The sequence below is a fragment of the Clostridium thailandense genome, assembly GCF_019207025.1.
GTDB classification, from domain to species: Bacteria; Bacillota; Clostridia; order Clostridiales; family Clostridiaceae; genus Clostridium_AM; species Clostridium_AM thailandense.
On sequence record NZ_JAEEGC010000226.1, the window covers coordinates 1 to 13,391 of the forward strand.

General features: G+C 29.6%; 12 protein-coding genes and 1 pseudogene. 11 read left to right on the plus strand and 2 right to left on the minus strand.

Annotation, left to right across the window (positions count from 1 at the left end; translation table 11 throughout):
- Both I6U48_RS28830 and I6U48_RS28835 read left to right on the plus strand, forming a co-directional pair.
- Positions 1-220 (plus strand): annotated as a pseudogene (locus I6U48_RS28830) (acetyl-CoA C-acyltransferase); the annotation flags it as partial.
- A 926-nt stretch (positions 221-1,146) separates the two neighbouring features.
- Positions 1,147-2,700 (plus strand): hypothetical protein, encoded by a 1,554-nt coding sequence (locus I6U48_RS28835; protein WP_218323960.1) that lies wholly within the window; start codon positions 1,147-1,149, stop codon positions 2,698-2,700.
- Between the two features lie 116 nt (positions 2,701-2,816).
- Here I6U48_RS28835 and I6U48_RS28840 read toward each other — a convergent pair whose 3' ends face one another.
- Positions 2,817-3,278 (minus strand): PPC domain-containing DNA-binding protein, encoded by a 462-nt coding sequence (locus tag I6U48_RS28840; protein WP_218323961.1) that lies wholly within the window; start codon positions 3,276-3,278, stop codon positions 2,817-2,819.
- A gap of 576 nt (positions 3,279-3,854) precedes the next feature.
- Between I6U48_RS28840 and I6U48_RS28845 the strand changes: the two genes are divergently transcribed.
- Both I6U48_RS28845 and I6U48_RS30425 read left to right on the plus strand, forming a co-directional pair.
- Entirely contained in the window at positions 3,855-5,552 is a 1,698-nt protein-coding gene (locus I6U48_RS28845) for an HD domain-containing phosphohydrolase (RefSeq protein WP_218323962.1), read from the plus strand.
- Between the two features lie 927 nt (positions 5,553-6,479).
- A complete protein-coding gene (locus I6U48_RS30425; RefSeq protein WP_312891159.1) occupies positions 6,480-7,397 on the plus strand; it encodes a DUF4179 domain-containing protein in 918 nt (305 codons plus the stop codon).
- 242 nt (positions 7,398-7,639) lie between these two features.
- Here the strand turns inward: I6U48_RS30425 and I6U48_RS28855 are convergent, their stop codons facing one another.
- Positions 7,640-7,930, minus strand: coding sequence for a GNAT family N-acetyltransferase (locus tag I6U48_RS28855; RefSeq protein WP_218323963.1), 291 nt, complete (start codon positions 7,928-7,930; stop codon positions 7,640-7,642).
- Positions 7,931-8,310: 380 nt separating this feature from the next.
- Here I6U48_RS28855 and I6U48_RS28860 point away from each other — a divergent pair, with 380 nt between their 5' ends.
- The 7 genes from I6U48_RS28860 (at position 8,311) to I6U48_RS28890 (ending at position 13,176) form a co-directional block, all read left to right on the plus strand.
- Positions 8,311-9,573, plus strand: coding sequence for a hypothetical protein (locus I6U48_RS28860; RefSeq protein WP_218323964.1), 1,263 nt, complete (start codon positions 8,311-8,313; stop codon positions 9,571-9,573).
- Between the two features lie 56 nt (positions 9,574-9,629).
- Positions 9,630-10,259, plus strand: a complete 630-nt coding sequence (locus I6U48_RS28865; protein WP_218323965.1) for a chloramphenicol acetyltransferase — start codon at positions 9,630-9,632, stop codon at positions 10,257-10,259.
- Between the two features lie 109 nt (positions 10,260-10,368).
- Positions 10,369-11,343, plus strand: a complete 975-nt coding sequence (locus I6U48_RS28870; RefSeq protein WP_218323966.1) for an aldo/keto reductase — start codon at positions 10,369-10,371, stop codon at positions 11,341-11,343.
- Between the two features lie 26 nt (positions 11,344-11,369).
- Positions 11,370-11,834 carry a DUF1648 domain-containing protein gene (locus I6U48_RS28875; protein WP_218323967.1) on the plus strand — a complete coding sequence of 155 codons (465 nt, stop codon included), beginning with the start codon at positions 11,370-11,372 and terminating at the stop codon, positions 11,832-11,834.
- A gap of 521 nt (positions 11,835-12,355) precedes the next feature.
- Positions 12,356-12,529, plus strand: coding sequence for an aspartyl-phosphate phosphatase Spo0E family protein (locus I6U48_RS28880; protein WP_218323968.1), 174 nt, complete (start codon positions 12,356-12,358; stop codon positions 12,527-12,529).
- A 93-nt stretch (positions 12,530-12,622) separates the two neighbouring features.
- The gene (locus tag I6U48_RS28885; RefSeq protein ID WP_218323969.1) at positions 12,623-12,784 is read left to right on the plus strand and encodes a hypothetical protein; all 162 of its coding nucleotides are present in this window, start codon (positions 12,623-12,625) and stop codon (positions 12,782-12,784) included.
- A gap of 248 nt (positions 12,785-13,032) precedes the next feature.
- On the plus strand, positions 13,033-13,176 hold the full coding sequence (locus I6U48_RS28890) for a hypothetical protein (protein WP_218323970.1): 144 nt from the start codon (positions 13,033-13,035) through the stop codon (positions 13,174-13,176).
- Positions 13,177-13,391: the final 215 nt, after the last annotated feature.

The window sequence follows — 13,391 nt, forward strand, 5'->3', positions numbered from 1 at the left end:
TGCAGCTCAGAGTTTAGCCGTCGCAAAAGATTTAAAATTTGATATGAGCAAGGTAAATGTAAATGGTGGAGCTATTGCTCTTGGTCATCCAGTTGGATGCTCTGGTGCTAGAATATTAACTACTTTACTTTATGAAATGCAAAAAAGAGATGCAAAGAAAGGCTTAGCAACTCTTTGCATAGGTGGTGGAATGGGTACTGCTATGATAGTTGAAAGATAAAATCATTAGGGTAGTAACTATAGATGTCCACGGCCGACATTTAACTTATACTCCGGCATATGTTGCCAAACTTCAGCACGATAAAAATTTTTAATTATTCTAAAGCTCAGTATTTAAGCGATTCACACAAAATCTTTGATTTTGTGTGAATCGCTTACTCATCTGACGTAAGGAAGAGGAGTTTCATATATTTCTAAGAAACTTTTATAAACTCGTACCTCAGACATATAAAAGCTTCTAAGATTTTCTAAAATACTTCGCTAAGAATAATAAAAAAATTTTTATATGTGCTTTCATTTTTGGAAACACATCCCTGCGTATAAGTTAAATGTCTGGTTTGGGTATCTATAAAGAAATATATTTGACTGTGCACCGATAGTGGGCATGAATCTAAAATTCTTTAGATAACTATATAATTAAGTTTAATTAGCAGTATTTTATGTAAGTTTTATAAAATAAATAAAGGGTCTGTCGTACTTAGATAAGTGCGACAGACCCTTTATTTTTGCGTTACAGATATAAAGGAGAAATTGTACTAAGAAAAGTCTCTACCCTTTGAGAAATTTTTGGTATTAAATTCTATTGACAATGCAGTGATTTATGATTTACAGAAAAAAATAAAGGTTGAAGATTTGTCATCTTATGCATATGATGGAGTTGTTGAATGATATTTTGAAGTAGATAAATATTCAGTAGAAATAAAGTATAAGATATATAGATATGAGAGTTGAAAATTGTAAACGAAGAAGTTCAGTAAAATGTGGTGCGATTCACCTCATTTTTGCTTTATTAAGAAAGTTATTAGGATTTGTGATACCTATTTCACCACAGACTATTGTTGAGTAATGCATGTAAGGTTTTGCAGGTGAAGAAGATTTATTGTATGATAACAATAAGATGAACATTAATATGAAAGAGGGAAATTTATGAGCAAAGAAAAAGAAATATTAATGACCTTTGACAAGGAGAAATTATCAGATTTAATAATTTATTTGATGGAGAGACTTGAAGAAAAAGAAAAAATTCAATTCATATCAAAATATATTAATCTTAAATTGGCTTTAGAAAGTGTTGGTGCAGGGCATACTTCAAAGTTTTTAATGGAAGTAAAAAATTTTTGTGAAAGTTGTCTTAATGGCGATTTACATGTAGAATCTACATATAATGAATATTGGGATAGTTATGACGAAGAAATATTTGATGATTGTCAGTGGGCTAAAGATTTTGCTAAATATTTAAATATAACACTAATGCATTCTAGAAATGGAGATTATGATATTGCCTTTAGAGCCTTTGAAGATCTTCTAAATTGTATTTATGAAGCCAGCTCTGATGAGGAAATATTAGGAACTGATTTGCCAGAAGATTATATAGCAGTTGATTGGAATGATGTTTTTGATCAATACTATTTATGTATAAAAAAATGTATAGAAGATAAAGTAGAACTGGCAAATGAGGCTTTTGAAATGTGGCTGCGTTTTGGGGAGAGATGTACAGCGCATATGATTAATTATATAGGAGATTTATCATCCATAGAAAAAGTAATAAGGGAAAAGATTCAGGAATTTGATAACTGGATTTTACAAAACGCAGCTTTTAAACTTCTTAAGGGTTTTTATGAAAAATATAACAGTAAATTCGATGCTGTAAAACTTGCAGAAAGTTTTGTTGTATACAATTCAAACTTTTATCTTGAGGTGGTAGATGCCTATGTCCATATTGAAAACTGGGAGAAGGCAGTGGAGAATATTAATGTAGCAATTTCTAAAGTTCCAGTAGAATTTATACAAAAATCTTTAAAAGAAACTCTTATTGATTGTTATGAAAATTTGAATAAAATCCCAGAGGCTTTTGAAGTTGCAAAGAAGTTGTTTTATAATAATCCTTCCTATGATTATTATAAGAAAGCACGTGTCTTAGCAAATAAAATTGATGCTTTAGATATATTTGTTAATGAAGCAATTAAAATTATATCTACCAAAAAGCGTTATAATGTAGAAAGTGTATTAATAAGAATTTTTTCTTATGAAGGGTTAATAGAAGAACTTATAGAATCTGTTGAAATATCCTATGGTGGTTCTAGATATGAATATTTGAAATATGGTTTAAAGGCATTGGTTTATCGTGGGTTAAAGGATGAGAATATAGAACTTGAAGATCTTAGGGACTTTATAGAAAATATAAAATTATGTGAAGATGAAGGCATTACGGATATAGAAAATTCTTCAGAGGATTTTAATAAAAGAGATCTATATTTGAGTTCTGCTGGTAGTATGCTTAAGGGAATGATTAGTTTACATATAGATGCTGCAAAAAGAACGAGGTATGAGAAAGCAGCTTATTATTGCGGAGTATTAAAGGATATATATACTTTTTTAGAAAGAGAAGAAGAATTTAATACATATTATGACAATATAATGAATTTGAATAGAAGAAGAACAGCATTAAAAGACGAAATGAAGAAAAGGATTGGAAGATAGTGTATAAAAATTTATAAATAAACACAGCTAGCACTCAACATATCCCCAAGTATAGGTTGAGTGCTAGCTACCTTTATATATAAAAATACATTTTGAGATTTGGAATTATAATAATTTTAAATAAAGTCCAGAAGTTTTAGATTAAACACATTCTCATCTATAATTCTTTCCATTGAAGGAGATAGAACTTCTACAAAAACCATCTCAATAAGAAATTGAACCTTTCCACTAATAAAATGGCTGGTGTGTGCTACAGCGGAATTAAGTCTGCTTCCAATGCTTATATGAAAATGAGGCAGTATTTTTTCTGTTTCTTTGTCATATGCAATTGTGCCGCAGCCAAAGGTTTCTACATTTTCAAAGTATGCTTTTGAATTTAGCATAGGTGCTTCAGGATGTTCTGTTTTAGAACAGGTAGCAACTATAGTTATTTCACTAAAATCTCCAGAAAAGAATGGAACATAACCTTGCTTTATATTATTTACCTTGCAAAATTCTTCAAGTTCAGCCATAAAGTCTTTTCCATGTTCAAATCTGATTCCAAAAGTCCTTCCTATTTTTAACTCTGCAGATATCATTAATTATCACTCCCTATTATGTATTTTATACAATTTTACACATGCAGCTATAAAAGTATTATACTATTATTAATCAACTGAAAATAGTATATTTTGTAATCGGTAAGGATGCACTAGTGGTTTGTATAGACATCCACGGCCGAAAGTAGGCTTACACTCCGGTATATGTTTCCAAGCTTCGGCACTATAAAAACTTTTTGTCAATCTAAAGCTCAACATTTTGAAAATCTAAGAATCGTTTATAAACTCGTGCCTCAAACATATAAATGATTCTAAGATTTTCTAAAACGTTTCGCTAAGATTGACTAAAAAGTTTTTATATGTGTCTTCAGCTTTGGAAACATATACCTGCGTATAAGTCTTTTCTGGTGTGGATGTCTATATTGTTTGCACCCATCAAAAGAGTTACTTTGAAGAGAAAAAAGAAAATTGTTAAATAAAGTAAAACTATGGTAGAATATAGTATAGTTATAAGTGTATGAAAAAGAAATATAATGTGACTGATACATGTATACCTAGAATGTGGAGTTTTGAGGAGATAGAAATGAAAATTTTATAGGGGGGTTTATGTAAAGTATGTATGAATTTTTATTTGTAATTTATACGGTTGGATTAGTTTTTGCAATAATATGTCTTATTGCTACTTACGCTCAGAAACCTTCAAAGCAACAAAATATAATGTTCATGATTTCTATTTATGCCTTAATAATATCAATGGGATATTGGTTTTCTATACAGTCAAAAAGCTTAGAAGCATCAATAATTGCATATAAGATTATCTATTTCGGAGCCAGTTCAATAACTTATATATTTTTTTTGTTTTTCATAAGTTTTTATGATTTGAAAAACCCTAAATGGATTAAATGTTTTTTTGTCATAGTTTGTAGTGTGTTGACTTTTTCTACACTTTTTATGGATAAGATAAAAGTTTTTTATACAAGTTATGAATTGACTTTTGTAAACAATATACCTGTTTTGATAAAAAAATATGGCTTTATGCATACAGTGTATGTGTTTATGAATTACACACTTCTAATCAGTATGAGTGTAATTGTTATTTATCAAGCTAAAAAATATAAGCATAGAAGTAAGATGTTGCTAGAGGATATACTTTTATTGAGTTTACCTTCAATTCCATTAATGCAATATGGGGTTTCAAAGTTGTTTCCAATAAAAATGGATTTAAACTCCATAGGCATCTTAATATCAGAGATTTTACTTTTGGTACTTATTTATAAAATGAAAATTTATGATATAAATGATACAGCTCGTGAATTTATTATAAATTCCATAGCAGATGCTGTTGTGGTTATTGATAAAGATAAAATTTATAAAGGTGCAAATAAAAAGGCCAAAGAGCTTTTTCTTGAGCTTGATAAAGCACTTCCCAATGTACCGCTGGAAGATATATCGAAATATCTTTTTAAGGTTCTAAATACTGAAAAACTCACTAAGATTAAATATGATAATAGAGAGTATGAAACAAGTGTTGAAAAAATAGTAAAAGGTAACGAACTCCAAGGTTTTGTTATTCTTCACACTGATATAACCGAAAGTGAAGAGAGTAAAAGGCTGCTGGAAGATTATCAAAAAAATTTGGAAATAGAGGTTGCTGAAAAAACAGCAAAGCTTGTTTCCATACAAGAACAGATTATTATTAGCTTTGCCAATATAATTGAAAGTCGTGATTTAATTACAGGTGAACATGTATGGCGAACTGAAATGTATGTAAAGAAAATAACAGAAGAGTTGATTAAATCAGGATACTATTCGGGTGAAGTGAACAAAAACTTTAAAAACTATTTATATGCTGTTTCAGCACTTCATGATATCGGTAAAATAGCTGTGCCTGATAGCATATTGAATAAACCTGGGAAGCTTAATGATGAAGAGTATGCTATTATGAAGACACATACTGAAAAGGGTGGAGAGATTCTGAAAAAAGCTTTTATAATGATAGAGGACGAAAATTATTTAAATATGGCGTACGATATAGCTGTTTATCATCATGAAAAATGGAGTGGACAAGGATATCCAAAGGGACTTAAAGGCTATGAAATTCCGCTATGTGCAAGAATAATGGCAATTGCAGATGTGTTTGACGCTTTGATATCAACTAGAGCTTATAAAGCAGCATATAGCTTTGAAGAATCACTAAGTATAATACGTGAGGAAAAGGGCAAATCCTTCGACCCTATACTTGTGGATTTGTTTTTGAAAGTAAGTCCAGAAATTGAGAAGCTTGCAGCAGAGATAAAATTAGGCATGCACTAATAGCAAATTTTTGTATCAGTTTTAATTTTTGTTCTATAATCAGGGTTATTTTTGAGTACTTAAATATTCATGATCTGTCATGATTCCAGCAGCAATGCAGGCCTGAAGTCCAGATCCTAAAGTATCAGGCATATGTCCTTGTAATGATTTTTTTGCCTTAATCTATATTCGTCAATATTCCAATTGCAGTGTTGTTAATCTCAATATAGATTGGGATAATTCAGGTGATTCAGTAGAACGTCGATTTGAACACACTCACTTTGAATTATTTATAAACCAGCCTTATGAGTGTAGATTTACAAGCGGGACAGGTGGAGACGGACATACCAATTACAGCTTTATTGTATCACCGCCATTACCTGACAACGTATCTGGAATTGAGTTGATTTTTAAAATTCTTCAAGTTTAAAAGAAAATCGTAACAACCTAGAAATATAGTAGTTCAAAGGTCATAGACAAGTTTAGTAAAATTTTATAAAGATTTATTATACAAAAGGTTAGAGTAAATGTGTTATAGTAGATGTAAAAGTTTATATAATAAGATTTTTGAGTTAGTACAATTAAGAGACAGTTTGGTAGTTTAGTTGATAATTTTTTCAACTGAGATTCCAGACTGTTTTTTGCATTTGTTGAAATCCCCAAGATTTTCCGAAGTGGACTTGGCATAGTACTCAAAATATTCGATTGATTTTAGTTAACAATTTATAAATTATGTTAACTAAAATAAAAAGTAAACTATTAAAAAACAAACTTATTTTAAATTATTGATAGATATACTAGTTTAACACTCGAAATATTAAGTGTAGAGAACAAATAAGTGCAAGCTTGCTTTAGAAAGAAGGTTAAATCTGAGATATGAAAATATAGAAGATTTAGTTTAATGATATAGAAAGAAAAAACCTAAAATCTAAGTTTTTTAGAAAATCCATTAACAATAAGAAGACTTACAAAAGAAATATAGCATTAGCAGCTGCAGTGGTTTTAGTGATAACCGCAGGAATAGTAGGTAGTAATGCTGAAGTATATGCAACTAGGGTAAGTAATATTATTGGCAGAGATATAGGTAGTTTATTAGGAATAGAAAAAAATTTAGATGAATATAAGACTGTGGTAAATAAAACTGTAACCGACAAGGGGATAACGATGAAACTAAATGAAGTCATATTAGATGGAAATGAGCTGACTGTTTCTTATGATGTAAGTTCTAATGAAAAATTAAAAGAATACAGCTCATGGATGCCCTTTAACACTATTTATCTAAATGGCAAAAAAGCAAGTAATGCAGCTGGTGGAAGTGCTAGAAATATTGATGAATACACTACAGAGGAAGTAATGACCTATACTTTGGATAAAGTAGATTTAAGTGGAGATTTAAATGTAAAAATTTTATGTGATACTATTAGATTAGGTGATATAGAAAAAAAGGGACTATGGAGTTTTGAGTTTAAAACTAATGGCAATCAGTTAAAAACTGACACTAAGGAAATGACACTTAATAATAAATTTATGCTTGAAAATGGTAAAGAATATACTTTAACCAAGTATATAGATAATGCACTTAGTCAAAAAATTTATGCTTCAGCTCAGGAAACTAATTTAAAAACAAAATCAGCATATGCTATAGAGTTAAGAGGAACTGATGATTTAGGTAATAAAGTTTCCTTTTATATGAGCTATGATGCAAAAAATGAAGCACTATTTAAAACAGGAAAGATTAATGAAAAGGCTAAGACGTTAACACTAACTCCATACGCAGCTAAATATCCAGAAAAAAGTGGCAAGATGGATGGTGAATATAAAAAAGTAGGGGAGAAGTTCATTATAGATTTATCTAAACTTAAATAATGGTTTCACATATTTTTCTTGATTAATACTTGGCATAGATGCGTTAATCAAAAGATTTATAGCTAGCAGGGATGTAGACGCCTTTATGAATGTTATTTCTTGGGGTAAGTGGAATGGATTTGATAGTCTCGTCGATGATGTTTAGAAAGTTTGGCATTCGGTATAATCCGTTTAAATTTATTCCATTCATTTTAGGTTTAGCATAATTTACTATAGATACAGCATATAAAATAATTCCTAAATTATATATTCCTAAACCTATGCATATTTAATACATTAAAACTATAATCAATTAATGCCCGTGTCATTTCTGTTGCATAACCTTTACCCCAATCTTTTTTTAATAGCAACCAACCAATCATTGCTGTATCAGTTTCATAATCTAAGTTAATTCTGGAACGACCAATTTTTTCCTGATTATATTTTAAAATTACTGCCATTTCAAAATTCACTTGTGGTTTTTCTTCCCAATCACATACAAATTTATTTAAATGCTTTTGAGATTTCTCTACATTCATGACATCATTTGGCATATATCTTATTGTTTCTTCATTAGAATAAAGAATCATAAAAATTCGTGATATTAGAAGGACTTATTTTGCTCTAACCAGATTAAACTATTATGAGCAGGAGGATTAAAAATCAATAGGCTCTAATTATATAGTTGACAATTACTATATTATATTAACTATATAAAAAGTAAACTCCACACATCAAATCTAAATTTAACTCATTAAATATCTATCTTTATTAATAGAAACCAAATAGCAATTCTAAAAAAATGATTTATGTTTATTGAAAAAATAACCATCTAAAGTCATATAACTATGCTACAATTATAATTAGCTAAGTAAAAATAGTAAGATAGTATTCACTTAGTATCAGTATTCGGTGGAGAGAAGGGTTCAGTAAAATGCCAAATAGTCAATTGATTACTTATCAAGTTGAAGCATGGGATACACTTCAGCACCTTTTTAAAGTTAAAAATATCAATGATCATACATTGCATTTTGTAGCAACGCTTGCAGAAAAGCTTGATTTAGAACGTTTAAAAAAAGCAGTAAACCTTTCAGCAAATGCATTTCCGCTGATTAGAAGTAGTTTCAATGAAACAGAAAATCAGGCGTACTGGGAAGATAAAGGATATACAGCAGAGGATATGGTGAAACTTCTAGAAACATCAAATACAGATAAAAATGTTACTGAATTTATCTGTAAAGAAATCGATGCTCTAAATGGTCCACAGCTTAAGATTGGAGTTATTCGAGATGAAAAAAATGATACGATCTGTGTTCTAATTAATCATATGTTATGCGATGCTGCTGGATTTAAAGAGTATCTTTATATGCTCAGTTACATTTACACAAATATGAAAGAGAACCTAAGTTTTCTTCCAGCACCAATGGGTAATAGAAGGATAAGTCAAATATTGAAGACATTTTCAGTACGTGATAAATTAAAAATAATGTTTAGTAAAAATGATATGCTTTCGCTTGATCCAGCTAAGTTCGAACTTGAAGGTGATCTTAGCAATCCTTTTATTGAGATTCGAAGGATTTCAAAAGAGCATTTTTGTCAAATTAAAGCTTATGCTAAAAAGCATAATGCTACTGTGAATGATGTTATTCTTACAGCTTACCTGCGTGTCCTTTTTCAAATATTTCACCGTGTGGTTACAATAACTTGTACGGTAGACCTGAGAAAATATCTTCCGAATCGCAGAGTAGATGGTATTTGTAATTTATGTACTAATCTTACCTGCAGCATAGGTTCAGAACTTGGAACAGAATTTGATAAAACCCTTCTTAAGGTAAAAAAGACGATGGATAAAGAAAAATCAAATATTGCCTGCGTTAAAAGTATCAATATATTGGAAAAGCTCTTTGATGTATTACCTTATAAATTGGCAAGAGACATTATAAAAAAGAGATTCACTAATCCGTTCATTGCATTTACTAATATCGGAATACTCGATAAGACACGACTTGTCTTTGGAGAAGTTGAAATTACTAAAGCATATATGACCGGTTCAATCAAATATAGTCCTTATTTTCAGCTAGCTATCTCAACATTTGATGATCAGGCAACACTTAGTGTAAATCTTTATGGAACGCAATCTGACAGAAATACAATATCATTATTTTTGGATAAATTTGTTCAAGAATTAAATAAGTAGGCTTTATAAAAGATAAATATTATAAATAATAATTCAATTGAAAGAAGGTAGAAAACATGTCAAGTCCGTATAAAGAAATTGATGAAAAAAATTGGAAACGAAGATTACATTGCAAGATATTCAGAGACAGTGTTGAACCATCATTTTGTGTCACTTTTGAATTGGACATCACTAATTTCTTGAGAAAGATAAAAGAAAAGAAGTTTTCATTTACAATGTCACTTATTTATGCCGCTTCTAAATGTGCAAATGATATAGAAGAATTTAGATATCGTTTTGTAGATGGAAAAGTAGTAATTTTTGACCGAATAGATACTGCCTTTACTTATTTAGATAAAGAAACAGAATTATTTAAAGTTGTTAATGTTGAGATGAAAGACACATTAGAGCAATATGTGATCACAGCTAAAAAAGCGGCTGTAAATCAAAAAGAATATTTCACAGGTCCATTAGGCAATGATGTATTTCAATTTTCACCGTTGCCATGGATATCATATACACATATTTCACATACGAACTCTGGTAAAAAGGACAATGCAACACCGTTGTTTGATTGGGGAAAGTATTTTGAAAAAGACGGAAAAATAATTCTCCCATTTTCTGTGCAGGTTCATCATTCTTTTATTGATGGAATACATATTGGAAAGTTAGCAGATTCACTGCAAAATTATTTGAACGAATATTAAGTGAAATTCTAATTTAAGGTTTAATGAAATATCTTAGGGAATCAATAGCATTATAGTTTATAAGCAGAATGAATAATAAAGTTAATATATATAGTAGGAGGCTTTGTATATGGAATATAAAAATCTAACCGGAACAGGTTTAATTGTATCAAGGGTTTGCCTTGGGACAATGACATTTGGTGGACAGATAAACGAGCAGGAAGGCATTAAAGTTGTTAAGTATGCATTAGACAATGGAATTAACTTTATAGACACAGCAGACATTTATAGTGGGGGACATAGTGAAATGATTTTGGGTAAAGCCCTTAAAGGGTGCAGAGAAAATGTAATTCTAGCAAGCAAGGTTGGAGGTCCATCGGGATCAGATCCTAATGGAAAGGGACTTAGCAGAAAACATATTATCGAATCTGTTGAGAGGAGCTTAAAACGATTAGATACAGACTACCTGGATGTTTATTATATGCATGCGCCTGATGCACTAACTCCCTTTGAAGAAACAATGGAAGCAATGACTTCTCTTGTAAGATCAGGGAAAGTTCGTTATATTGGAATCAGTAATTTTGCTGCATGGCAACTAATGGATGCCTTATGGATTTGTGATAAACGTAATTGGATAGCTCCAAGTATAACAGAGAGTGTTTATAATTTAATTACAAGAGGCATAGAATCAGAACTAGTACCTTGTATTAAAAAAAATAAAGTAGGCCTAGTTATATATAATCCAATAGCAGGAGGATTACTTTCCGGTAAGCATAAAAAGGAAAATCCTGCTAAAAATTCGCGCTTTTCCGATTTAGGTGGATATTATCAAAGATATTGGAATGAAGACAGTTTTGAAGCAATTGGGAAGTTGACACAGATTGGACAAAGACATGAAATTAAGTTGCTTGAGCTTGCATTACGTTGGTGTATTTCTTATAGCTATGTGGACAGTGTAATTATTGGAGTAAGCCATTTGGAGCATTTGAAACAAAATTTAGCATATCTAGAAAAAGGTCAGCTCTCTGATGAAATTCTTTGCCAATGTGATGAAGTCTGGAAAGAGTTGTGTGGCAACAGATTTTCATATCATCATAGTCTATAAGGGCTTATAATACAAGGAGTATGTAAATGAAAATTAAAAGAAGCAAATATGATACTATCATTAATTTTTTGAGTTTGTTATGTTTAATTGGAACAGCTAGTATTTTGATTATTTCATGGAAAACAATTCCCAATGAAATACCAGGACATTATAATGCTGTTGGTAATATTGATAAAATTACAAATAAAAATTCCTTGATTGTGCTTTTTGCCGTTGGATGGATTATGTTCATTGGAGTATCTTTCATAGAAAGATTTCCGCAAATATGGAATACGGGAATACAAGTAACTGAGCAAAATAAAGAAAGAGTGTATAGAATTTTAAAAAACATGATAGGAACTGTAAAACTATTAGTAGTCTTAGTATTCTCGTATTTGACATTGCACTCAATTACAGGAAAGAATCTATCGCCTCTATTCTTACCAATCTTTTTAGTTCTAATGTTCGGATCCATTACAGTATTTATCTTTCAACTATTGAAAGATAAATAGTATGTTTCCAAGCTTCAGCAAAATTGAATTCTGTGGTGTTTTTTCGTTGTACTTCCAAGGTAATATTTAGTTATAATGCTGCCAAATGATTTGATCTAGCATCTAAAAAATATCGGTCCATATTTTTTTAGAAAATCTAGTAAAGTTCACAATAATGTAATAAATATGAAATAATATTGTAATAATTACTGCTTATAATAATAAGTGTACTAAGGAAATAAACCTTAGAGAAAAAATATAATAAGTCCCCCTTATCATAGATATATTTTGAGAATAAGCTCTAATACGATCCCCATTGGCGCTTATTTTCAAAATACAATTAATTTATATTATGTAAGATTAGATAAAAAATTAATAGCTATTTAGTACAGTGGCCATAATAGGATACCCAAAAAAATAGGGTGTCCTTTATTATATAAAAAAACAAACACAAAGTAATTGAAAATTTAGAAAATATAGAATATAATAAAAATAATAAAGATTATTATAAGAAAAGTAAAATTATGTAAGGAGGTATAGCCATGAAAAATACACAAGAATATGAATATTTAATTAGTGAAATCGACAAAATGAGAAAGCGCATGTATGATGCCATTGAAAGGGGATTAAGCCTAACCGATGTTGAAGTGGTTGAAGTAAGTCAAAGGCTAGATTCCTTATTAAATGATTATAATAAAAGTGTACAAGCTGCTTAGATGAGCCAAAATAAGTATAATATTAGAGCAATTTTTAGTATATCTTAATAAAAGTCGATATAACAAAGTTTTTATATAAAGGAAGTGTTACATATGGGAAATAAAAAATATAAATATATAAAAGAGTTAATGGAAAAATATAATGTGCAAAGTGCAATAAATTTATATAGAACGATGACAAGTAAAGAATATAGTAAATTAATAGAACTACAATTAAATATAGTTAGAGAGTATAATAAATTAATAAAATTGTAATTTAATATAGTTAAAGAAGCCATTATTTAGGCTTCTTTTTGTTTGTGAAAGTATTGTAAAAATTCAATGTATAAGATGAAATAGATCTTAAAGACCTCCTTTGACTTTATCTTCTCACCCCTAAATGCTGTATCAATATTAGCAACAACTGAATATAATAGAGTAAAGGATAACGATTATTAAATAATACTATCGTAAATTTTTGTAATAAAACATACAATTATTAAAATTTCTAAGGAGGTATTTCTATGTTATCTGCAAGTTTGGTGTTAGTTTATTTAGTTACTATACTTATCACTTATGCTCTTTGCAAGATTTCAGATGAAGCAGATAAATCATTAGAGGAGATGAGACTTAGGAATATATATAGTGAAATGGAAAATAAAGAATAGGTAATTATATTAGTTTAATGCCTCGATAAATCTAGATGTTTTTATTAATTTACAAGTTATTAATAAAAATGAAATAATAAAGTAACAACTATGTAATAATATTGTAACAATTACTGTTTATAATAGTAATTGTCCTAAGGAATTAGACCTTAGAGGAAAAATAGAAAATATAATAAATCCCCTTTATTATAAATATATTTAGAAAAATAAGCACT

Excerpts from the sequence above, each read along its gene's own strand:
- I6U48_RS28835 (WP_218323960.1), top strand. The coding sequence starts at position 1,147 with ATGAGCAAAGAAAAAGAAATATTAATGACCTTTGACAAGGAGAAATTA.
- I6U48_RS28840 (WP_218323961.1), bottom strand. The coding sequence starts at position 3,278 with ATGATATCTGCAGAGTTAAAAATAGGAAGGACTTTTGGAATCAGATTT.
- I6U48_RS28845 (WP_218323962.1), top strand. The coding sequence starts at position 3,855 with ATGTATGAATTTTTATTTGTAATTTATACGGTTGGATTAGTTTTTGCA.
- I6U48_RS28855 (WP_218323963.1), bottom strand. The coding sequence starts at position 7,930 with ATGCCAAATGATGTCATGAATGTAGAGAAATCTCAAAAGCATTTAAAT.
- I6U48_RS28860 (WP_218323964.1), top strand. The coding sequence starts at position 8,311 with ATGCCAAATAGTCAATTGATTACTTATCAAGTTGAAGCATGGGATACA.
- I6U48_RS28865 (WP_218323965.1), top strand. The coding sequence starts at position 9,630 with ATGTCAAGTCCGTATAAAGAAATTGATGAAAAAAATTGGAAACGAAGA.
- I6U48_RS28870 (WP_218323966.1), top strand. The coding sequence starts at position 10,369 with ATGGAATATAAAAATCTAACCGGAACAGGTTTAATTGTATCAAGGGTT.
- I6U48_RS28875 (WP_218323967.1), top strand. The coding sequence starts at position 11,370 with ATGAAAATTAAAAGAAGCAAATATGATACTATCATTAATTTTTTGAGT.
- I6U48_RS28880 (WP_218323968.1), top strand. The coding sequence starts at position 12,356 with ATGAAAAATACACAAGAATATGAATATTTAATTAGTGAAATCGACAAA.
- I6U48_RS28885 (WP_218323969.1), top strand. The coding sequence starts at position 12,623 with ATGGGAAATAAAAAATATAAATATATAAAAGAGTTAATGGAAAAATAT.
- I6U48_RS28890 (WP_218323970.1), top strand. The coding sequence starts at position 13,033 with ATGTTATCTGCAAGTTTGGTGTTAGTTTATTTAGTTACTATACTTATC.